This window comes from Verrucomicrobiia bacterium (assembly GCA_035574275.1).
Taxonomy (GTDB): Bacteria; Zixibacteria; MSB-5A5; order DSPP01; family DSPP01; genus DSPP01.
In genome coordinates this window covers 1-21,682 of sequence record DATLYY010000079.1, presented here as the reverse complement: position 1 = coordinate 21,682, position 21,682 = coordinate 1, and the positions used below count along the sequence as shown (strand labels likewise).

The window sequence follows — 21,682 nt, the reverse complement described above, 5'->3', positions numbered from 1 at the left end:
GCATCTTGGGGCGGTGCGCCGGGCCGCCCTTTTCTTTTTTCTTTTCACCGCTCCCGCCTGCGGGCCGGGGGGGGTGCCCGTTTTTTCCGGGACGGAGGCGTATCAGATTCTGCTCGACTTCTGCGAGGCGGGACCGCGCAACCCCGGCTCCGATGGACACCGTAAAGCGGCGGAATTCATCGCCTCGCGCCTGGAAAAACTTCCCCTGCGGGTCACCCGGCAGAACTTTATCTACTACGACAGTTTGAAGAACGACACGCTGAAGCTGGTCAACTTCATCGCCGCCTTCCAGCCGGAGCGGAAGAAGCGGATTTTACTCTGCACGCACTGGGACAGCCGCCCGTACGCCGACCGGGAGGCGGATTCCTCCCTGCACCGCCGGCCCATTTTGGGGGCCAACGACGGCGGCTCCGGTGTTGCCGTTTTGCTTCAAGTCGCCGAACTTCTGGCGAAAAGCGATCCCGGAATCGGGGTGGATTTGGTTTTTTTCGATGGAGAGGATTACGGGCCGGAAGGAGTGACCGAACAGTATCTTCTGGGCTCCAGGCATTTCGCCAAAAACGCCGGCGGATACTACTGCGAATTCGGCATTCTTCTGGATATGGTGGGGGATTCCGGATTGACCATTTACCAGGAGGAGTATTCCACATTTTTTGCCGGAGCCGTGGTGCAAAAAGTTTTTGCCCGCGCGCAGAAGCTGGGGCTTTCCGCGTTCGTGCCGCAGGTGCGCCACGCGGTGATGGACGATCATCTGCCGCTTTTGGAAATCGGGCTGCCTGTCATCGACTTGATTGATTTCGATTTTCCGCACTGGCACACGCTGGCCGACCGGCCGGAGGTTTGCAGTCCGAAAAGTCTGGAGCAGGTGGGGCGGCTTGTAATTTCGCTTCTTTACGAGCCGGAGGAATAGGGACGCCGGGCGGAAAATCCGCCGTTTTGGGAGGAAAAACAGCGGAAATCCGCCGGTGGGGAGGGGGTGTTTTCAAGCGCAAAGGGAAAGGCGTTGGGGAGCGGGGGGTTGGGCCCAAGGCCGGAGAAAAGCCATTCGGCACGGTTTTTGTTTCACTAAAAGCGGGAAAATGCATTCAAAGGACTGGAAAGCGGGTCGGCGGGCGGATTTTAACGCTTGACAGGGGGGGCGAAAGCTTGTTTTATTGGAGGTTTTGGAACGAAAAAATGGATTTTCTTAACCGGAAAAAGGAGCAGTCCCCAATGAAGTTCGCAAGACCGATTTTTTTTGGATTTTTGGCCGTTCTATTCGCTTCCGCAGTCGCAAACGCCCAGCAGCTTTTTGACAGCTGGATAACCTACAGCATCGACAAAGCCCCCACTTCCGTCCAATCGGGGGATATGGATAATGACGGCGATTTGGATTTGGTCATCGGGCACTTAATGGGGCGGGCGGGACAGCCGACGGTGCTCGCGATGGAAAACGACGGGCAGGGTTTCTTTACACTCCGCCATACGCTTTATCCCGCACAAAGGTCCGGCCCCGTGCGCGCCATTGACGTGTTTGACTTGGATGGGGACGGGGATTTGGAGATTCTGACTGCCCACGATGCCACGGGGAGGGTGAATTTCTTCCGCAACAAGGGAGGAGGAACCGGTTTTGAACTTCCCATCGAGTGCCGGGCGGGGCGTGAAACATTCGACGTTACGGCCGGGTTTCTGGATGGAGACGGCTTTCCGGAACTTCTTGCCGTCAATCGGTCTTCGGGAACCGTTTCGATTTATAAAAACCGCGGCTCGGCGGCTTATCCGGCGGAAAGCATCAAGGTGGTGGGGACCGAGCCCCGTTCCATCGAGCTTTTCGACATGGACAACGACGGGGACAACGATTTTGCCGTTTCGGTGGGGTTTATCCGCCCTTCCCCTCCCGATCCCTATATCGGTTTTGCCGGATTCGTTTTGTTTGAGAACCAGGGGAACGGGATAATTGACGACAGCGCCCGGGTTTTGTACAAAGTGGCCCGTCCTTCGGGTACCGGCCATCCTTTGGACACAGCTCTGAACCCGTTCAAGATTTTGGCCGAGGACTTCAACAACGACGGGTTTTTGGATTTGGCTCTGGCTTGCAATGCCGCCACCATCCAACCGGCGAGTTCGGTCGTCTTGATTTTTCTAAACCGGCAGAACGGCACGTTTGATACGCTTCCGGCCTTGAGCAAACCTGCACGCTACACGGTAGGGTTCGGATGTCAATCGATTGCCGCAGAAGACGTGGACGGAGATGGGGATAAAGACCTAATTTCAGCCAACTATCTCGGCGGAACCATATCAGTCCTGAAAAACAACGGCAACGGCACCTTTGCGCCCAAGGTGGACTTTTTAACCCCCAACAATCCCCCCTCGGTGGTGAGCGGCGGGGATTACGACGGAGACGGGGATTTTGACGTGGCGGCGGTGAGTTTGGGCACCCCCCCCAGCAACCCCGGAAATTCGTTTGCCGTGTTGAAGAACAAAGGAGATGGCACTTTTGAAGCGGGGAATGAGTATTTGGCGGGGGACCTTAACGTTCTGGGCAATCTTCCCTTCGGCATTGCCCGGGGGGATGTGGATGGGGATGGGGATATTGATTTGGCCATCGCCAATCAGGGGATACACGACATAACCATTCATAGAAACAGCGGGTCTGGGTCTTTTCCAAGTCCCACCTGTCCGCCATGCTCGGACTGGTATTTTCCGCCGGGAGGTTCGAAAAACTGGTCGGGACCGCGCGGCATCGTGCTGGCTGATTTGGACGGAGATTTGGATTTGGACTTTGCCACGGCCAATATGGGCAGCAACAACGTCGCTGTTTACAAAAACAATGGCGCCGGCAGCTTTGCCGTGGATACAGTCTATTTGCTTGGAGGCGGAACTGCCCCCTTTTGGATTGCGGCGGCCAATCTGGACGGGGATGCTGACATCGATTTAATAACGGCCAACCAAGGGACAAATTTTATTTCAATTCTTAAGAATAATGGAAATGCAACCTTTGCGGCACCGGTGAATGTTACGGTCGGATTGCGCCCGGTATATGTTTATCCCGCCGATTTGGATGGGGACGGAGATATCGACTTGGCAACCGCCGACCAGGGGACCGATGACTTTTTGGATTCGGTGAGTTTGCTTTTCAATGACGGCGCCGGGGCATTTCCCGTGCGGACGGCCCTGCAGGTGGGGAGCGCCCCCACTTCGCTCGTGGCCGCCGATTTGGACGGGGATGGAGACCGGGATTTGGCCGTGGCCGTGGCGGGCACAGCCACCCGGGAGGACACGGCGGTGGTGGTATTCAGAAACAGCGGAACCGGCACGTTTGCCTTTCACCAGCGGCTTCTTCCCGGCGCCGGCCCCAATCACATCGTGGCGGCCGATTTCGACTTGGACGGGGATGTGGACTTGGTGACCGTGGATAAGGCCCGGAGCGCCATCTCCTTTTTTGCCAACGACGGCACGGGCGCTTTTGCCGCCGCCCAAGGGTTCGGCGCGGGGATAGACCCGCGTTTTGCGGCGGTGGGGGACTTTAACGGGGACGGGGATTTGGATTTGGCGATAACCAATCAGCGCAGCGTCAGCGTTCCAGGGCAGGGGGCCTTTACCGTGCTTCTGAACCAGGAATTTGTTCCCGGGGTGGCTCTTCGGGGAGATTTGAACGGGGACAGGGTTTATAATCTGGTGGACATCGCCCAGCAGTGCAACTGCATCTTTATGGGGACGGGGGTTTGCACCACGGCTCTTTCGGACGTGAACTGCGACGGGGACCTTTCGCCCGTGGATATTATTCTGCTTTTGCAAAAGGTGTTCATCTCCTCGGCTTTCCCCTGCTGATGAATTAGGAGATAAAAAAGCCCCTCTTCCTTCCGGAAGAGGGGCTTTTTGTTTTGGTCTTGAAATTTTACGGCCGGGGTTCCGGTATCACGGTAATCTTTATTTTAGGAAAGAAGCGGGCGCGGTTCAGCATCTCCCGGTTGAGATGCAGGATTCCCAACTGCTCCCCCGTCACCGGGTCTGGAAGGGTAAAGGTTGACGGTACGGTATCCTGAAACAGAATCACCGGGAACTGGGCGGGGTCGGGGTCGGGAAGCGGTTCGAGCGTAATCATTATCCGCGCTCCCAAGATGTTTTGTAAAAAATTGGATGGTGTGCCGCCGTTTAGAAAATCTTCGCCGGGTACCAGGAAGACGGAATCATCAATAAAAGCATAGGGATTGGCCAAATCGGAACTGTCCCCCTTGGTAAACTGTCCCAAACTTACCAACTGTCCCCCTTTTTCGGCCCAGCTTTCGAACTGCCAGCCGGGCATAAGCTCCCGGCCAAGCTTGCGCAGAACCGTGTCCGGCTGGGCGATTTCCCGGCGGCTCCGGTCGAACTTGGTGGTATCCAAAAGGCCGAACCAGATGCCGCGCGCTTCGTTGCGAATCTGGTTTGAATCCGTGCAGTTGCAGGCGGTTCTTATGGGATAGAGCGTATCCGTGGGGGAGGCCAAAAAATACTGCGCGAAAAAGTCCGGATGGCGGTAGTTGTAGGGGTAAATCATTTCAAATTTGCCGGAATCGTTGCTGTAGGCGGCCAGAAAGGGACGGGCGGGGGTGGCGGTGTCCGGGCCGGTTTCGCCCGCCGGCTCCAAGGAGAAAAGAAAGCCGGCCATCCGGTTCAGGTTTTCCATCTGCCCGGTCAACGTCACGCTTTGGCCCCGCAGGGCCTGCTCCACAATCATGGCGATGGTGTCCGCACGGACCCAGGTGGTGAGATTTTGGGTGAAAAGATTGCTGTCGTCCGGACTGGCCTTGAAAACGTAGCCGATATCCGCCCCCGTGGTCGGGTCGGTGAAGCGGTAGGGATAGCCAACCCACCCCATTTTGCGGTAGGGATAATACTTGGCGGAATAGGTGGCGCCCGATTTTTCCAGACGGAAAAGCCAGGCCTGATACACCATCCCGGCGGGGGGCTCGGGCAGATCGACCGGTTCCAGCTTTACGGAACGGCCGTACAAATCCGGGCCGTCACCGTTTGTGATTTTCCCGTCCTTGCCGCACTGCACGAATAAAAAGCCGGCCGCTGCGATGGCCAAAAGTCGAAAAACCTGCCGCATATTTTCCTTTCTAACCTACTTCCGATTCAACGCCTAAACTCAAAAAATGCACAAAAGGGGGGCCTTCGTCAAGCGGTTTTTGGAAACGAATTTTGGGCCGTCAATCGGGGCATTTGATTTCGAAAATCGGGGGTTCCCAAACGAACCGCAAAAGCAGGATCACATCCACCGGGGTGGGAAAATTATCGCAGTTCATATCGACGATACAGGGCAAACAGAGCCGGCCGCGCGGATCGGCAAATACGCAGTTTAGCATCACCACGACATCGTCGAGGTCTAAAAACTCGTTTATGTTAAAATCCCCCCGCATATAATTGGAGGTGCAGTCCAGCATCGGCTGCATGGGGAGGAGGTTCTGCAAGGTGGGGTTTTGGGGGAGGTTGGGTTCAAAGGCGGTTTCCTCCCCGGCCCAAACGGCGGAGGAAAGAAGCAGAAAAACGGCGCAAAGCAGAAGCGGTTTTTTGGTCATCGGGGCTCCCTGTTCATAAATTCTATCCAATAATAACATTTCGTCGTTAAATATGCAATCAAACGGCGTGCCGGATTTGGAATCGGGGCTTCCAAGGTCGGCCGCTACTGGCCGGAAATAGGGGAAAGAAAGAGGGAGGCGCCGGGGAGGGACTCCAAAAGTAGGGAATCCTGGAAGCGGGCTTCGGCAAAGCGCCCCTCGTTGTAAAGGAAGTTGCGGTAGTAGAAACGGGAAAAGGAGCCGCCGCCATCCAGTTCCAGCGCCTTTTTCAAATACGCTTCCGCCGAGTCCGGCTGTCCAAGGGCGTGATGGGCGTAGCCGGTCAACATATAAAGAACGGGGAAATCGTTCGGCCCCTGGGCCAAAATCCGCTTCAGTCCGTCCAGCGCGGCGGGGAATTGCCTGGCTTCCAGTGCATCGACGCTTTGGTTGAAAAGCTCGACGAAAGCCGGGAATTGATCACGGGCGTTTGGCACCGGGCGGTCCTGAAAGCGATAGTAGTAGGGAAGCAAAACGCCGCCGAAGAAGATTTCCAGCCGGTAGTTTTGGCGGAAGGCGGGGTAGAGAAGCAGGGCCTTTTCGGCGGGAGAGGCCGGCTTGAAGCGGGTGGGGAAGAAGATTACGTCCGGTTTTTTGGAAAGGATGTAGCTGGCGTTGAAACGTTTTTCCTTCCAAGTGGAGACCAGCCCTTCGATTTCCTCCGGGTTTCTGGCCACCTCCGGCTCGGTCAGCCCGAGCATGTCGTAAACCGGTTTTTCCCCCACGTAGTAGGAAAAGGCGCCGATGGAGGAGAGGGAGAAACTTTTGGCTTTTTCATCCTGCGCAAAAAAGCGGCCAAAGCCGCTCATCCGGGCAATCAAGCCCCGTTCCCCCGCCGCGGAGGTTTGGAGGTTGCCGAGCGGGACAAAATAGGTGCAGGCGGCAAGGACCAGCGTCATTATCCCGAAGGACAATTTTTTGGAGAGGGGAAGAAATTCAGACAGGCGGTACACCGCGTCCGCCAGCGGGAAATAAAAGAAAAAAAGGGCCGGGACGAAAAAGCGCCCGGCGTAGAGCACATCCCCGCCGACGGAAATGATGTAGAGCGTGTAGCCGGCGAATACAAGAAACGAGAAGCGGGAAAAAGGATGAAGGATTTTCCAGAAAAGAACGGGCAATAGCAAGGCCGCGCCATACAGGGCGTAGCGGCGCAAAAATATGAAAAAGTACTCGAGGCCGCTTTTCCAGTACTCGACGGAAAAACCGGTCTTGGCGAAAAAGGGGCTGGGGAAAAGGGAGCCGAAATAAAACCATTTAAAGACCGCGTAGGGAATCAAAGCGAGGGCCAAAAGAGCCCACCAGCCCAAGGTTTGCTTGACACTTCTTTCCCGTAAAGCAATTCCGGCAACGCCGAATAGAAAAGCCAAAAGAGCCCCTTCGGGACGGGTGAGGGCGGCGAGCGTTACAAACAAGAGCGAAAGGCCAGGGCTGGCCAAATAAAAAATTCCGGCGAGGGCGGCGAGCAGGGCAAAAAGGCCGGTTTCCAGACCGGCGGCGGCCCAGAAGGCATTGGAGCCGTTGGCGGCAAGCAAAAGCGGGACGGCCAGAATCCAGACGGAACCGCGCTTGGGATAATACTTTTCCGCCGTATGGAGGGAGAGCCCGATGACGGCAAAGGCGGCAAGCGCGCCCCCCACTCTTGCCGTTTCGACAAGCGGCAGGCCGATTTTGGACAGCAGAGCCATAAGGATTATCCAGAAAAAGTTGGTGTACCCCTCCACTCTCGCACCCACGTTGAAAACGAGGCCGTGACCGTTCAAAAGATTTTGAACGTAACGGAAGGAGATGAAGGCGTCGTCCTGCAGAACGTTGAAGGAGAGGATTTGATACAAAAAGAGCGCCGCGCAGGCGGCCAGGCCGAGATAGATTTTTTTGGACAGGCCCATGGAAGGGCCAATATGCGTGTTCAAGAGAAAAACTCAACAAGCCGCTTGTCGATCGGGTGGAAAGCGTTCATACTACGGGGATATGAAGGTTCGTCAAAAATGCGGTTAGCCATCATCGGAGGCGGGGCGGCGGGATTTTTTGGGGCGATTTCGGCCGTCACCCATAATCCTTCCGCAAAAGCCACCCTCTTTGAGGCGGCGGGAAAGCCGCTGCGGAAAGTGAAAATCTCCGGCGGGGGACGGTGCAACGTGACCCACCACTGCTTTGAGCCGACGGAATTGGTCCGGGGATATCCGAGGGGAGCCAAAGAGCTTTTGGGGCCGTTCACCCGCTTCGGCCCGAAAGAGACGGTAGAATGGTTTGAAAAAGAGGGGGTGAGGCTGAAAACGGAGGCGGACGGGCGGATGTTTCCCATCACGGATAAATCCGAAACAGTCGTCGATTGCCTTGTTTCCGCCGCGAAAAAACGGGGGGTTCAACTACGGCTCAACAGTAAAGTGAAAAGCATTGTTGCAATCGGAGCGGACAGGCCGGAGTTTGAAATTGGGATGGGAAATGGTTCGAAGGAAAAATTCGACCGGGTCCTTCTGGCCACGGGGGGAAGCCCGGCGGGGCATCGCTTTGCCGCGACGCTGGGGCATACCATCATCCCCTGCGTGCCGTCGCTTTTCACCTTCAACATCAAGGATGAGCGCATCGCGGGACTTGCCGGAATCAGCTTTGAAAGGGTTCATCTCACTTTATCGGACGGTCAAGGAGAAAGTTTGGAGCAGATGGGGCCTTTGCTTATCACCCATTGGGGACTTTCCGGGCCGGCGGTTTTGAAACTTTCGGCCTGGGGGGCGCGGGTTTTGCAGGCGTGCAATTATCAGGCGACGCTTGTGGTCAATTTTCTGCCGGATTTAAACACCGAGGAAATTTCAAAGAGGCTGGCGGATTTCAAACTGCAAAACGGAAAAAAGCGGGTCGGCTCCGAAAAACTTTTTTCAATACCGGCAAGATACTGGGGGCGGCTCGTCCACTCGGCCGGAATTCCGGAGGAGACCACCTGGACGAACGTTTCCAAAAAGCAGATGAACGCGCTTTTGGCCGAGCTAACCACGGCGCGCTTTGTCGTTTCCGGAAAGGGAATTTTCAAGGAAGAATTTGTGACCGCCGGCGGGGTTTCCCTGAAGGAGGTGGATTTCAAAACGATGCAGAGCCGGGTTTGCCCCGGGCTATATCTTGCCGGGGAGATTCTGGATATCGACGGAATCACCGGAGGGTTCAACTTTCAATCCGCCTGGACCGCCGGATGGCTGGCGGGGGCGAATATGGCGGGGCAGGTTTGATTTTCAAGAGATATACGCTACCTTCTTGAAGGAGATATGAGAATTCTTTTTATTTGGTTTCTTTATTCCCTCGCGCTGTCGATTGGGCTGGCGCTCAAGGGATTTCGGTCGCAGAGTTCGTCCACAAGAAAAACGGGGGAGAAGCGTTCGGCCCCCAAGAAAATTTTAATCATCGGAGCCACCGGCGGGACGGGACGGAAGCTCGTCGCGCAAGCGCTCGAACGGGGATATGAAGTCACGGCTCTCGTCCGGAATCCCGTCAAGCTTGGTATTGAACACCCGAATTTGAAAATCCAGCAGGGGGATGTTTTGGCCTACGCCGCCGTCGAATCCGCCGTCCACGGGCAAGAGGCGGTGGTTTCCGCCCTCGGGCACAAGCGATACTTCGGCCCTTCCCGCATTCTTTCCGAAGGGACGAAAAATATCATCCGTGCGATGGAGGCAGAGGGGGTTCGGCGGTTTGTCTGCCAGACCTCCCTCGGCATCGGGGACAGCGCCGGATTTTTGGGGATTTATTACACCTTCCTCGTCATTCCGCTGGTGGTTCCGTTTTATTTTTGGGACAAAACAAGACAGGAGCGGCTGATTGCGGAAAGCCGGCTGGAGTGGGTGATTGTGCGGCCGGGGCGGTTGACCAATGGGGAAAAGCGGGGACGTTATCGCCACGGCGCAAACGTCGGCAATTACCTCTGGACGGTGCGCGTTTCCCGCTCGGATACGGCGGATTTTATGCTGAACCAATTGACGGAGGATACGTATCTTGGAATGGCGCCCGGGGTTTCGTATTGAGGCGGGGCGCAAGGAGATAAAATGGGCTGCGGATGTTTTTTGGCGTTGCTCGCTTTCTTTTTCCCCCGCGTGGTGGTGATTTTGCTCTGGATTTTTTCCGACTGGTTCACGGGAGTTTTTGACAACGTGCTCTGGCCGGTTTTGGGGTTTTTCTTTTTGCCCACCACTCTGCTCTGGTATGTCGCCGTTCAGCACTGGTACGGCGGGGAGTGGACCTTCATCCCCATCGTGGGCATTGTCATCGCCCTCATCATCGATATTTCGCCGGCGAAGGCGAAGAGGAAGAGGGAGGGGTAGAGTAGTTGTGACGTTTTAGTAACTGCATTTGCTCCAAATGTCTTAAATCCCTTTATTTCACAAATATGGCTGAAGTTGAAAAAAAAGAAAACATAGTAGAGTTACTGAATTCGACTGGATATCCATTTCAGGATTGGGCAGCACATATCATGGGGGGGATAAATCCTATGTTTATGAAATAGAGGTCCCCTATTCAATACCCGAGCATGATGGAACTATTGACATTGTAGCAGTTCGGATACCCCGCCTTAATGTGCCCATTCCACCTCTCATGAAAAACAATATTTTTTTAATAATTGAGGCGAAAAAGGCCAGTTCGGAAATCAAACACTGGGTCTTTTTAAAAAATACTCACACAGAGTATTCTCGGCTTTACGAATCGTCATTTGTTTCAATAACGAAATTTGCCAAAAAAGACGATTTGATTCATATTGAAAATCGCCTTACGTTCCAAAAATTAGGGTATTCTTTTCCCGACAAATATGATAAATGCGTTAACTGTTTTGAGTACAATGAGAAATTCAAGCTTAACAGAAACAATGATGAAAAAATCTATAAACCATTACTGCAAGTACATAGAGAGCTCAACGGTTTCTGCCAGAGGGACTTGATTGTGCATAAGCATCGATTCGACACTCCTGAGGGGGCAATATTTTTGCCTATAATTGTGACCACCGCCAATTTATATACTGTTAGCTATAATCCTCAGGAAGTAATACTTCCAGAAGCATTACTGCCGACGGATAAGGCGATTCTCGAAGAGAAAAGTTGGCTCACGTATGATTTTCCTCTACCCCAGCACTTGCGTTCAATCAAAGGAAAGCGAATTCGTACGGAAAAACTCACAACGTTTATCGTGTCTGCAAATCATTGGGAGCAGTTTTTGAACAGCGTTGGCGAAATTTACGGATTTGGCGAAAAGAGAGATCACGACATTTGGGAGAGGCTGGAATAAAAAGCTGAAAGGCCGGATGGCTCGCTGAAAGGAGCCAGCCAGTTTAAACGGAGAAGAATGCTGTCTTCCACGGATTTTGTTATCCAGCAAGCGGTTGCCAACCCAAATCGGGTGGTTTTCGGGCGAAAATATCCCAAAATAAACCTCGATTAAGCTTGACTTCCGGGTATTTTGGATTATATTATTTATTGTAACTCAACGATTTAAGTTAACCGCTTTACGAGTTTAAGACAGGAGGTTTGCAAAAATGGACCGCAAAGGGACCGGCCTCCGAGTCGGAAATTCACCTAACGGGAAGGGGTGTTCTCTTGTCTGAAAATTCCCATTTCAACCAGCCCGACCGCCGGGGGCGGCCCTCGCGGAAGACCCAATCCCGCGGGGAAATCGATGATTTGTTGATGTCCTGGCGCAGCGGCGGCGAAGCGGGAAAGCGGGCGGCGCAAATCCTTTTGGAAAAATACAAAATCCGGGCGATGCAGGCACCCGCGGAGCCGGTGGAAAAAGAATAGGTTCAGTTTCTTCCGGCTTTCAAAATCGATGGCCGCATTTAAGGTCCCGGACAAGCTCTGGAAATGGGGAATTTCTCTGGCCTTTTTGATTTTCTACGCCTCGAGCTTGATAGCCATCTTAACGAATCGGGGAATCTATACACTGGGCGGGGGGGCGCTTTTGGCCGGGGCCATTCTGCTTTACTTTATCTTTAGAAAATAGGGAATGGAAAGGTCCCGAAGAGGGGATTTTTGGGCCGATTTTGTTGTCCGGCAAGCAGTTATCACTTTTTTAAAAAATTCCTTGACCTGCAGTTGGGCGGGGCTTAACTTCTGGGCCTAATGGTTGGCATAATGGAGTTGTGGGCGGCAATTCTTGTTTCCACGGTTTTGGTGTTTCTGGCAAGCTGGATGGTGCATATGCTTCCCCTGTGGCACCGGAACGACTTTCCCCCGGTTCCAAACGAAGACAAGGTGCGGGATGCGATGCGGCCTTTGGCCATTCCGCCGGGGGAGTATATGATTCCCCGCTGCAACGACCCCAAGCAGATGAAAGACCCGGCGTTTATGGAAAAGCTGAAACAGGGGCCGGTGGTGTTTTTGACCGTCTATCCAAACGAAGTGTTCAAAATGGGGCCCAGTTTGGTGCAGTGGTTCATCTACTGCATCGTGGTTGGAATTTTTGCGGCTTACGTCGCCGGGCGGGCCTTGGAACCGGGCGCGGAGTACCTCGAAGTTTTCCGCTTTGCCGGGTTCACCGCTTTTTGCTGCTACGCCGTGGGGACCTGGCCGGCTTCCATCTGGTTCAAACGCTCCTGGGGCTACACTGCCAAAATGACTTTGGACGGGCTGATTTACGGGCTTTTGACCGGCGGGACGTTTGGGTGGCTGTGGCCTTCGGGAATGTAGTCGTTTAACCGCTAAAAAATCAGAGAAAAACAAGGGCAGGCCGTGGCCTGCCCTTTTAATTTTCCATTCTGCAACCGGGGAAACTTAATAAACCGCGGCGGCGATTTTGGTGTTTTTCTGCACGCGGTAGGTGATGGTCACTTTGTCCCCCTTCTGGAATTTCGACAGGTGAACGACCTTCCCCTTGCGCTTGAGCGTGGTGGTGGTGTGGATTTTAAAGCGCACATCCCCGTCCTCGCTCCCCTTCAGGGCAATCACGTTCAGGATGGGATTGACCCAAAGCACCACGCCGGAATACTTCATCGTGGTCACCTTTTTGGCCTTGGCCTCGGAGACGTTCGAGCCGGTAAGGACAAAAACCGCCGTCAGGGCCAAAAGCAAAACCAGAATCTTTTTCATCTTAACCTCCTTAAGGGCAACTCGCCCAAATTCCCTTCTTTATGGGAATAATCGGCTTTTTGGGGCCGGGGCTTGAGGGGAAGGGGCCGGCCCTCAAGCCCCCGGGAGAATTGGTCGAAAAAGGAAAGGTGAAGATGCAAAAACGGCCCGGCGGCTCCCTGTTGGTGCGGAGTTCAGGCGCGGTGCGCCTACTTTTAATCTTCTTTGTCGCCGCCGTTAATGCAGGGATAGTCTTGGAAGGCCCTAAAAGTTTCACGAGGATATTTTTTGGCCTCCTTGTGGCTCTTCTCCCCTTGGGCATAGCGGCCATTTTGGACAGCGTCCGCTTCGAATTCGATGGGATGAAGCGACGGCTTTTCTGGCGGCGGAAAAACCTCTTCCGCACCCGGACGGGGGAGATGGGGTTTGACGAAATAACGGAAGTCCGCCTGGCCTCGCTTTCGGACCCGGAGCGGAGGAAAGGGAAAAATCAGCAGTGCTACCGCGTGGTTCTGGCCACCGCCGCGGGAGATCTCCCTCTTTCCAACGTCTGGACGTCCAATCTGCGGAAAGAGACCCAAATTGCCGAGGGGATTTGCGCCCTGCTCGGTAAGGGCTCCCCGGTGACGGTTGAAAGCAGCGTGGATGAGCTGGTGGCGGCCGGGCAGAAGATTGACGCCATCAAGCTGGCGCGGGAACGGTTCGGCCTCAATTTGACCCAAGCCAAAAAACTGATCGACGAAAAAAGCCGCCTTAAATCAAGCTAAACAAATTCCGTTAATCGCTGGCTTCGTTCAAAAGTTTCAGTGAGGCAGAGTCCAGCTTCAAGCGGGTAGAGGAGGTCAGCTCCTCCAGTTGCGCCAAATTAGTGGCGCTGGCGATCGGGGCGGTGACGGCGGGACGGGTTTGTAGCCAGGCCAAGGCGACGGCGGCAGTGGTCGTTTTATGCTCCTTCGCCACCTTTTCGACGGCGGCCAAAATGCGGAAACCGCGGTCGTTCAGGTATTTTTTCACCCGGTAACCGCGCAAGCTTTTGGACAGGTCGGCCTCAGAACGATACTTGCCGGAAAGAAAGCCGCTCGCGAGCGACGAGTAGGTAATCACGCCGATGTTTTCCTTCAAACAAAGGGGCTGCAACTCGTATTCAAATTCCGCGCGGGAAAAAAGATTGTACAGGGGCTGGAGGGACTCGTAGCGGGGGAGATGTTTCTCGCCGCTGATTCGCAACGCTTGCGAAAGCCGCTCGGCGGTGTAATTGGAGGCGCCGATGGCGCGGATTTTTCCCTCGGACAAAAGCTTTAGATAGGCCTCCAGCCGCTCCTCGATGGGGGTGGTGGGTTCGTCCTTGTGGGTCTGGTACAAGTCGATGTAATCGGTTTGCAAACGCTTCAGCGAATCCTCGGCTGACTGCAAAATGCGGGCTTTGGTCAATCCCTTGTTGTCCTCCGGCGTGTTCCACCAGCCGACCTTGGTGGCGATAATCACCCGCTCCCTCTTACCCGTTTTCTTCAGCCATTTGCCGATGATGGTCTCGGACTCCCCTCCCTTGTTGCCGGGGTGCCAGTTGGAATACCCCTCCGCCGTGTCGATGGCGTTCAGCCCGGCATCCACAAAGGCGTCCAGCAGTTTGAAGGAGGTCGGCTCGTCCGCCGTCCAGCCAAAGACGTTGCCGCCGAACATCAAAGGGGTGATTTCCAGCCCGGAATTACCCAGTTTCCGTTTTTGCATTAGTGCAGTTTTTTCCCTGTCTTGAGCATTTCAAGCAGCGCTTTCATCCGCCGCTTTCGGGTCTCCGGTCTTTTGGCCGTCTGCAGTCGCCAGGCGATGGCATAGGTGTTCGCGCGGTTCAATTTCTCAAAAAACGCTTTGGCCTTTTTGTTTTTGGAAAGTTCTTTCAAAAAATCGGCGGGGAGTTCCATCGTGCCGGAGGAGTCGTAGGCCACCTCCCAGCGGCCGTCGGCACGGGCGGCTTCCACCTCCCGTTTCCCGGCGGGCCGCATCCGCCCTTCTTTTTCCAGCCGGGCAACATGCTCGATATTCCGTTTCGACCAGGGGCTTTTGGGCCTTCGGGGGGTGAATTTTTGCAGGTAGGAGACCTCGTCGTATTTCTGGAGCTGGCTGTCAATCCAGCCGTAGCAGAGCGCCTCGTCCAGCGCCTCGGCGTAGGTCACCGAGGGAATTCCGGAACCCTTTTTGAAAAACCGGAGCCAGATGCCCAGCGACTTGGCGTGGTTTTTTTCCAGCCATTTTTTCCAGTCCTTGGCGGTCTTGAAAGCATGTATTTTAAAGTTGTTTTTGACGGTCATTTACGGGGCTTGTTTTTTTCGTAGAGCGCGATGTACTCTTTCACCGACTGCCGGGCAACCGCCTGGCCGATTACATCCAACGCCAAATCCTCCTCTTTTTTGAAGCGGATGCAGGATTTTCCCATATCCAGCTTTTTGCCCGCGGCCTTGTAGGCTTTCTTGAACCAATCCTCGCTGGCTTTGTTCATATAGATGTTCATCAGGTATATGGCCATATGGTTTTTCTGCGAGGCGAGGCAGATAAAGGGGAGCGGCTGTTTCGGGTCGCAGTGATAGCCGGCGGGATAGACCCGGTGGGGGATGACGTAGCCAATCATTCCATACTGTATCGTCTCTTCGCATCCTTTGGGCAGGTTTTTCAAAATCACCTCCCGCACCGCGGAGATGGCCGCCTTCCTGTCCGGCGGGAGTTCGTTCAAATACTCCTTTACGGTTTTAGCTTTGCTTTGCATCGGTTCTTTTCTCCTTTTCGAGCCGGTGAATCAAGATAATATCAAAAAATCTCTTTTCGCTCCACTTTTCTTTGCTCCCCCGGCTGCAGGTCCCCCATTTCCAAATTGGCAATCCGGATGCGCACCAGCCGGAGCGTGGGGTGGCCCACGGCGGCGGTCATTTTCCTGACCTGCCGGTTTCTCCCCTCCCGTATGGTGATTTTAAGCCAGGCCGTAGGGATGTTTTTTCTAAACCGAATCGGAACCGGGCGGGGCGGAAGGGCCGGTTCTTCGTTCAGCAGTTCCACCTCGGCCGGTTTTGTTGGGGCCCCCTCAATCATCACCCCGCGGCGCAATTTATCGAGGGCTTCCTCGGCGGGAAGGCGTTCGACCTGCGTTAGATAGGTTTTTGGATGGCCGAATTTTGGATGGGTGAGCTGGTTTTTTATGTCCGTGTCGTTGGTCAAAAGCAAAAGCCCCTCGCTTTCGTAATCCAATCTCCCTACGGGATAGACGTCTTTGGGAAGGGAAAGAAAATCTTTGAGCGTCTGTTTTTCCCCTTCCGGAGAAAACTGGCAAAGAACGGCGTAGGGTTTGTTGAAAAGAATGTATTGCTTCGCCGATTTGAATTTGGGTCTTGGGGTTCGGGACTTCATCAAAACCGTCTCAAATGGCCGCGGACTGTAAAATTGGCTGGGAGACAGGGATTCGAACCCCGATTCTATGGTCCAGAGCCATATGTCCTACCGTTGGACGATCTCCCAGTGGGCATCCCAAGTTAAAATACGGAGGGAAGTTGTCAAGGATTGCCCCTTCCGGTCGAACGGGGGCAAAAGCTTCTTACGCCGGGGAAGCGATGCGAGTTTTGATGAAGGCCGTGGCGCGGGAAAGACGCGCAAGCACCCGTTCGCGTCCGAGCGCTTCCACGATGTCAAAAAGGGCCGGGCCCATCGTCTTGCCGGTTATCGCCAGGCGGATGGGATGGATGAAGGCGGCCGCTTTTTCTCCCTCCCGTTCGGAGAGAACCCGGAGCGCGTCCTCGGTCGTCCCCTTGGTGAAGGGTTCCAATTCTCGCCAGGCGTTGATGACTTTCGCCAAACGGTCGGCGGCTTTGGGGTCGGCGAATTGCTTTTCGGTTCCCTTCGGGTCGTAGTCAAATTCCTCCTTGAAGAAATAGTCGCCCAAAGCGGGAAAATCGGTCAAAAGCCGGCAGCGTTCCTTCAAAAGCGAGATGACTTTTAGAAGATAGCCGCGCAGGGCCGTTTTCATATCCGGCTTGACCAAGCCGGCTTTTTCAAAGAATGGAAAGACGCGTTCCAAAAGTTCCTCGTCCGGGAATCGGCGGATGTACTCGCCGTTCATCCATTCCAGTTTCTGCTCGTCGAAAACCGGATTGGCGGTGTTCACCCGCTCGATGGTGAAAGCGGCGATGAGCTCCTCCTTGGTCATAATCTCCCGGCCGTCCCCCGGCGACCAGCCAAGCAAAGCCAGAAAATTGAGCATCGTTTCGGGAAAGTAGCCCAAATCCCGGTAATCGGTGACGGCGACGGCCCCCTCCCGCTTGGAGACCTTTTTTTTATCCGCCCCGAGAATCAAGGGCAAATGGGCGAACTCCGGTGTGGGAAGGTTTAAGGCGCGGTAGAGCAGAATCTGCTTGAAGGTGTTGGAAATATGGTCGTTGCCGCGGATGACGTGGGAAATTTTCATGTCGTAATCATCCACCACCACGGCGAAGTTGTAGGTGGGGCGGCCGTCCGAGCGGAGGCAGACCATATCCTCGATGTCGGCGTTTTCCCGTTCCAGTTCCCCGCTGACCAAATCCTTGAAGCTCGTTTTCCCCTCCGGCACTTTCAGACGCAGGGCGGCCCCCTTGCCGGCTTTTTTGTTCGCCTCCACTTCCTCGGGGGTTAGCTTTGAGCATTTCCGGTCGTATTTCCAGGCAATTTTTTGGGCCATCGCCGAGCGGCGCCTTTCCTCCAGCTCCTCCGGCGTGCAGAAACACCAATAGGCCTGCCCGCTTTCCGAGAGTTTTTTCCCCCATTCTTTGTACAGTTCATTGCGCTGGGATTGGAAAATCGGCCCCTCGTCCCAGTCCAGCCCCAGCCACTTCAACCCTTCCAGAATCACGGAAACCATTTCTTCCGAGCTTCTGGCCGTGTCGGTATCCTCGATCCGCAAAATGAATTTTCCGCCGTGGTGCCGGGCGAAAAGGAAATTGTACACCGCCGTTCGGGCCGTGCCGACGTGCAGAAAGCCGGAAGGGGAGGGGGCGATGCGGACGCGGACATCGCTCATAGGGAGGAAAGGTCCATCGGGCCGGAAGAAGTCATCGAAGAAGTCGTTTTGGGCGCAACCTCCTTCAATTCCATTTCCAGGCCGCCGAAAAGATGGCCGACCAAATTATAGAAAAGCCCGGCCAGAACGGCGGTGATGGTGTTGATGATGCCGTAGACGAACATCAAAATGAAGGGGAAGAAAAGCGCCAGCCCCTGCGGGATCGGATTTTCCTCCATCCCGGGCAGCATTGAGCCGAGGTAGATGAAAAAGCCGATCGGGATGCCGATGATGAATCCGAGGGTGGCGTTCAGGAAAAGAGCCACCTTCGCGAGCGAGGCCAGATCGATTCGTTTCAATTCCCATTTCATTTTCCCCTCCTTAGCTGCTGCACGGGCAGCAAAATTTCCGTTTTCGGGCCGGCGGCCTCGGTTTGCGGCTGGAGCAGAATCTCCATCGCGGGCGGCTTGAAAATATGGCGGCGCTGGCGGATGAACCCCTGCATTCCGGCGTATCGGGAATGGTTCTGCCCCGGCAAGCCGTCCACAATCAAGCTGGCGGCCCGGCGACCGGAGATGATTTTCTGCGTGTACGGTTCGGTGTGGAGCGGGGGCTGGTTGGTAATCACCCCCGCCTCCCAGCGGAGCGATTCGGCCGGGACTTTGGCCGGGTCGTCGTAAAAAACCGCCGCCAGCTGCCCGGGGATTCGGTGTTCCGCCATATATTTTATCAGATCGTCAAATTCGTTGGCCACGCTGTCGTACGGCCCCGCCCCCGGCTTGAAAATGAAGACCTGCGGCGGGACGTTTTTAAAAACCGGCTGGACGAAACGGAGCGTCCCCCCCCCGGCGGTGTCCTCCCCCGGTTCCGGGGATAGCATCTGCAAAAAAAGAAGAAAAGGGAAAAGTCCGAACATGTCAGCTTCCAAAAAAGGTTTTCAGCAAATTCTCCAAATCTTCCCGGGTTTTGTCCCCGTTTTGGCCGAAGAGGATCCCCCGCTGGCCGTTCTTTTCGACCACTTGCCCGTTTTCAAAAAGCATCACAACGGGCACGCCGGGAAGGGCGAAACGGTCGCGGAAATTTTCGTTCCCCCGGGTTCCATCCACCTCGGCGTAGGCAAAAACCACGTCGCCGTATTCCGGCCGGGCGGCGGTTTCCCGAAAATACGGGTCGAACTTGTAGCAGTCCTTGCACCAGTAGGCGCCGAAGTTGACCGCCACTCTTGTGTTGTTGGCCAAAATGTAGTCCAGATTGTCCAGCACAGTGCGGTCGTCCTTCAATTTCGTCGTATCCGCCGTCTCGCCGTGAATTTCTATCACGTCGGAGGCCGCCAAAATCTCCCGGTAGTTTTTGGGATACACTTTTTCGGCCTTCTGTTCCTTTTTGCCGCAAGCGAGGGTCAAAATAAATACCCCCAGTATCACAACGACGGCGCGTCTCACAACCAACAATCTAATACATTCGGGGTGTTTTGGAAGAGGAAAGTGGCCGCTGGTCTGGCATCCTTGCCTTTATCCTCGAAGGGAAAGAGGGCTGGCCCGTAAGGGGCTTTTCGAATAATTCCGGAGATTTATCCGTCCTGGTCTCTTTCTGTTCGGATGACAGGGTTGGGGAATTTTTTTATATTCCCTTCAGTATGAAACTCTCCGATCTGTCGCGTTATGGGCTATTGCCCCAATTCTTGGAGCGGGTCAAGTTGGCGCAGGGGGAGAATCTTTTGCCCCTGCAATCCCGCGTGGTACTGGAGGAGGGGCTTTTTGGCGGGAAGTCGCTTTGGATTTCGGCCCCCCCTTCCGCCGGAAAGACCTTTTTGGCTGAGCTGGCTTTTTTGAAGGCCGTCGAAGAACGGAAAAAGACGATTTTTGCCGTGCCCTTGAAAGCGCTGGCGGAAGAAAAAGTCGCTACCTTCAAAAAACGGTACGCCGATTTGGGCGTGCGCGTTCTTTTGTCCACCCGCGACCATCCGCAGTCCGATGCGCTTCTTGCAGGCGGGGATTTCGATTTGGCGGTGGTCATTTACGAAAAACTGAATCAACTTTTGGTGCGCAAACTGGATATTCTCTCGACTTTGGGTCTGCTCGTCGTGGACGAAGGGCAGCTTTTACTCGACCCTGAACGGGGAAAAGTGCTGGAAAGGATATTTTTCAAATTTTTGGCCTATCCGAAAAGGCCGCAGCTTGTCGTCTTGTCCGCCGGAGTCGCCAACTTCTCCGAACTGGCCCGCTGGCTTTCCTGCCAATACGTCGAGGATGTGCACCGCCCCGTGCCGCTCAAGCGGGGCGTTTTGGCCGAGGGGCGGCTGAAGTTCTATTCCGGCAGCGAGGAACAGGAGGAGGGGTGGCCGGAGGTTTTGGAGCTTTCCGAAGAGGAGCTCTGGCTGAAATCCATCGAGAAAAAAACGGCGGAAGGGGAGCAGATTTTGGTCTTCCGCAAAAGCAAAAAGGAATGCGAAGAGCTGGCCTTGCGGCTTGCCGGACGGCTCGGGTTGCCGCCCGCCTCCGCTGCCAAGGAAAAAATCAAAACGGGACTTTTCTCCAACTCCGCCGAGCGGCTCTGGCGGGTTTTGGAAGGGGGCGTGGCCTTCCACCACGCCGATTTGCTCTTCCCCCTGCGCCGGGCGGTGGAAGAGGCGTTCCGCTCCGGAGAAATCCGGGTGGTTGTGGCCACTTCGACACTCGCCTGGGGGGTTAATCTGCCCGCCGGCACCGTTTTTGTCGATTCCGAGAAATTTGAAAAAGGCCCTGCTTCCGGCGAATGGGTTTCCCAGCCGATTTCCTTGATGGAGTACGAAAACATGGCCGGGCGGGCCGGGCGGCTGGGGCTGGAAAAAGAAGGGAAGGCAATATTGATCGCCCGGTCCCCTTTGGAAAAGGAGCTTTTCTGGCAGCGCTACGTTTTGCGGGGACAGCGCTCGGCGGAACTTCCCGTCTCCGAGTGCACGCCGGAACTCGTTTTGGACTTGGTCAGCTCCGGCGCGGTCTCCGCGGCGGATGAAATTTCAAAAACCTATCTCAAAAAACCGAAAAGCCGTCTGGAGGAAGAACGGCTTTCCGAAATTCTGGCCGAGCTGGAAACAGTCGGCTTCCTGAAAAACCAGCGGGGAAAGTTATTTTCCACTCCTCTCGGCAAACTGGCGGCCTCTTCGGGATTTTCGGTGGAGAGTTACTGCCTCCTGTACGATTTTTTGAGCACCGCCTCCGGGCTTTCCGCCGACCGGCTGTTTGACTTGATTTACTCTTTGGACGAACTCTCCGATGTGGCCGGGCGGTTTGCAGCTTTAAAGGGGAACTATCGAATGCCCTCCACCGGCCGGGCGCCGGTTTCCACCGAGTTGGGCAATTGGGAGGAGGCGGCCTCCGGTTCCATTTCCGCGGGGTTGGCTTTTCCGGCCCGCACGCTGTTTTTCCTGTCCCTCTTTGAGGATTGGAAATCGAAAATTCCCCTGCGGGAAATCGAGGCGAAATACCGCTCCGGGGCGGGGGATTTGCTCCTCTGGGCGGAGGGGAGTTCCTGGGTTTTGGAAACCACGCGGGATTTGGCCCGTTTTCTGGCGCTCCCCGCCGACTGGGAGGCGCGACTGGATGGGATGGCGTTCGAGGCCCGCTTTGGGCTTCCGGCTCGCCTGCGGGATTTGGCGCTTGCCTTTTCCGAATTTCTGTTTCGCGACCAGTTTCACCACTTTCTGGATTTCGGTTTTGCCGCCGCAGAGGATGTGGCGGCATTGGGGCCGGAAAAGCTGGCCGAGCTTTTCGGCGCCGAGACCGGCGCGGCGGTATTTCAAAAAGCCCGCCTTTTGGGGGTAAAGCCAAGGCAAAAGCTGGTTTTCCTCCGGCCTCCCGAGGAAAAGCGCTCCTATTCCGTTTATCTGGACGGGGCCGAAGAGAAAAACCGCTTTCTGGCCGTGGTGCACGACGTCAAAATTTTCCTGCCCGCCAAGCTGTTCTACTACCTTTTCTGCTTGGCGCGCGGGCGCTTCACCGCGCCGGAGGGATGGGTTTCCATCTACGAAATCGAGCGGCGGGAAGGGCAGGGGCGGTTTATCCACCGTTTGAAGA

At 55.1% G+C, this 21,682-nt stretch carries 23 protein-coding genes and 1 tRNA gene; 11 read left to right on the top strand and 13 right to left on the bottom strand.

What is annotated here, in order from left to right; all coding sequences use genetic code 11:
• The first annotated feature begins 13 nt into the window (after positions 1 to 13).
• Together VNL73_11520 and VNL73_11515 are read left to right on the top strand one after the other, a co-directional pair.
• Positions 14 to 910, top strand: a complete 897-nt coding sequence (locus VNL73_11520) for a M28 family peptidase (protein HXF50036.1) — start codon at positions 14 to 16, stop codon at positions 908 to 910.
• 302 nt (positions 911 to 1,212) lie between these two features.
• A complete protein-coding gene (locus VNL73_11515) occupies positions 1,213 to 3,810 on the top strand; it encodes a VCBS repeat-containing protein (GenBank protein ID HXF50035.1) in 2,598 nt (865 codons plus the stop codon).
• A gap of 67 nt (positions 3,811 to 3,877) precedes the next feature.
• Here the strand turns inward: VNL73_11515 and VNL73_11510 are convergent, their stop codons facing one another.
• From VNL73_11510 to VNL73_11500, 3 genes are all read right to left on the bottom strand, one after another.
• Positions 3,878 to 5,074: a hypothetical protein gene (locus tag VNL73_11510; GenBank protein HXF50034.1), complete on the bottom strand. Its 1,197-nt coding sequence runs from the start codon at positions 5,072 to 5,074 to the stop codon at positions 3,878 to 3,880.
• Between the two features lie 100 nt (positions 5,075 to 5,174).
• Complete coding sequence (locus tag VNL73_11505; protein ID HXF50033.1) at positions 5,175 to 5,543, bottom strand: hypothetical protein; 369 nt, start codon at positions 5,541 to 5,543, stop codon at positions 5,175 to 5,177.
• Between the two features lie 104 nt (positions 5,544 to 5,647).
• Entirely contained in the window at positions 5,648 to 7,468 is a 1,821-nt protein-coding gene (locus VNL73_11500) for a hypothetical protein (protein HXF50032.1), read from the bottom strand.
• Between the two features lie 99 nt (positions 7,469 to 7,567).
• Between VNL73_11500 and VNL73_11495 the strand changes: the two genes are divergently transcribed.
• The 7 genes from VNL73_11495 to VNL73_11465 all read left to right on the top strand — a co-directional run bounded on the left by VNL73_11495 (position 7,568) and on the right by VNL73_11465 (position 12,238).
• Positions 7,568 to 8,800: an NAD(P)/FAD-dependent oxidoreductase gene (locus tag VNL73_11495; protein ID HXF50031.1), complete on the top strand. Its 1,233-nt coding sequence runs from the start codon at positions 7,568 to 7,570 to the stop codon at positions 8,798 to 8,800.
• Positions 8,801 to 8,836: 36 nt separating this feature from the next.
• A complete protein-coding gene (locus VNL73_11490; GenBank protein HXF50030.1) occupies positions 8,837 to 9,589 on the top strand; it encodes an SDR family oxidoreductase in 753 nt (250 codons plus the stop codon).
• A 21-nt stretch (positions 9,590 to 9,610) separates the two neighbouring features.
• The gene (locus tag VNL73_11485) at positions 9,611 to 9,886 is read left to right on the top strand and encodes a hypothetical protein (GenBank protein ID HXF50029.1); all 276 of its coding nucleotides are present in this window, start codon (positions 9,611 to 9,613) and stop codon (positions 9,884 to 9,886) included.
• 133 nt (positions 9,887 to 10,019) lie between these two features.
• Positions 10,020 to 10,841, top strand: a complete 822-nt coding sequence (locus VNL73_11480; protein ID HXF50028.1) for a hypothetical protein — start codon at positions 10,020 to 10,022, stop codon at positions 10,839 to 10,841.
• A 239-nt stretch (positions 10,842 to 11,080) separates the two neighbouring features.
• A complete protein-coding gene (locus tag VNL73_11475) occupies positions 11,081 to 11,350 on the top strand; it encodes a hypothetical protein (GenBank protein ID HXF50027.1) in 270 nt (89 codons plus the stop codon).
• A gap of 28 nt (positions 11,351 to 11,378) precedes the next feature.
• Complete coding sequence (locus VNL73_11470) at positions 11,379 to 11,552, top strand: hypothetical protein (GenBank protein HXF50026.1); 174 nt, start codon at positions 11,379 to 11,381, stop codon at positions 11,550 to 11,552.
• A 119-nt stretch (positions 11,553 to 11,671) separates the two neighbouring features.
• Positions 11,672 to 12,238: a hypothetical protein gene (locus VNL73_11465; protein HXF50025.1), complete on the top strand. Its 567-nt coding sequence runs from the start codon at positions 11,672 to 11,674 to the stop codon at positions 12,236 to 12,238.
• An 84-nt stretch (positions 12,239 to 12,322) separates the two neighbouring features.
• Here the strand turns inward: VNL73_11465 and VNL73_11460 are convergent, their stop codons facing one another.
• Positions 12,323 to 12,637, bottom strand: coding sequence for a hypothetical protein (locus VNL73_11460; GenBank protein ID HXF50024.1), 315 nt, complete (start codon positions 12,635 to 12,637; stop codon positions 12,323 to 12,325).
• A gap of 134 nt (positions 12,638 to 12,771) precedes the next feature.
• On the opposite strand from VNL73_11460, the gene VNL73_11455 reads away from it, so the two are divergent.
• On the top strand, positions 12,772 to 13,383 hold the full coding sequence (locus tag VNL73_11455) for a hypothetical protein (protein ID HXF50023.1): 612 nt from the start codon (positions 12,772 to 12,774) through the stop codon (positions 13,381 to 13,383).
• 10 nt (positions 13,384 to 13,393) lie between these two features.
• On the opposite strand, the gene VNL73_11450 is transcribed toward VNL73_11455, so the two are convergent.
• From VNL73_11450 to VNL73_11410, 9 genes are all read right to left on the bottom strand, one after another.
• Entirely contained in the window at positions 13,394 to 14,344 is a 951-nt protein-coding gene (locus VNL73_11450) for an aldo/keto reductase (protein ID HXF50022.1), read from the bottom strand.
• Positions 14,344 to 14,922, bottom strand: coding sequence for a YdeI/OmpD-associated family protein (locus tag VNL73_11445; protein HXF50021.1), 579 nt, complete (start codon positions 14,920 to 14,922; stop codon positions 14,344 to 14,346). Before VNL73_11445 ends, VNL73_11450 begins: the two co-directional genes overlap by 1 nt.
• Positions 14,919 to 15,374, bottom strand: coding sequence for a DUF1801 domain-containing protein (locus VNL73_11440; GenBank protein HXF50020.1), 456 nt, complete (start codon positions 15,372 to 15,374; stop codon positions 14,919 to 14,921). The genes VNL73_11445 and VNL73_11440 overlap by 4 nt, the downstream gene beginning before the upstream one ends.
• A 41-nt stretch (positions 15,375 to 15,415) precedes the next feature.
• Positions 15,416 to 16,009: a pseudouridine synthase gene (locus VNL73_11435; protein HXF50019.1), complete on the bottom strand. Its 594-nt coding sequence runs from the start codon at positions 16,007 to 16,009 to the stop codon at positions 15,416 to 15,418.
• 34 nt (positions 16,010 to 16,043) lie between these two features.
• Positions 16,044 to 16,117, bottom strand: a tRNA-Gln gene (locus VNL73_11430).
• Positions 16,118 to 16,193: 76 nt separating this feature from the next.
• Complete coding sequence (gene gltX / locus VNL73_11425; GenBank protein ID HXF50018.1) at positions 16,194 to 17,648, bottom strand: glutamate--tRNA ligase; 1,455 nt, start codon at positions 17,646 to 17,648, stop codon at positions 16,194 to 16,196.
• Positions 17,645 to 17,998: a hypothetical protein gene (locus VNL73_11420; GenBank protein ID HXF50017.1), complete on the bottom strand. Its 354-nt coding sequence runs from the start codon at positions 17,996 to 17,998 to the stop codon at positions 17,645 to 17,647. The genes gltX and VNL73_11420 overlap by 4 nt, the downstream gene beginning before the upstream one ends.
• Positions 17,995 to 18,543 (bottom strand): GyrI-like domain-containing protein, encoded by a 549-nt coding sequence (locus VNL73_11415; protein ID HXF50016.1) that lies wholly within the window; start codon positions 18,541 to 18,543, stop codon positions 17,995 to 17,997. Before VNL73_11415 ends, VNL73_11420 begins: the two co-directional genes overlap by 4 nt.
• Before the next feature lies 1 nt (position 18,544).
• A complete protein-coding gene (locus VNL73_11410; protein HXF50015.1) occupies positions 18,545 to 19,069 on the bottom strand; it encodes a thioredoxin family protein in 525 nt (174 codons plus the stop codon).
• A 194-nt stretch (positions 19,070 to 19,263) separates the two neighbouring features.
• On the opposite strand from VNL73_11410, the gene VNL73_11405 reads away from it, so the two are divergent.
• The coding region (locus VNL73_11405) for a DEAD/DEAH box helicase (GenBank protein HXF50014.1) at positions 19,264 to 21,682 on the top strand (2,419 nt) is incomplete at its 3' end.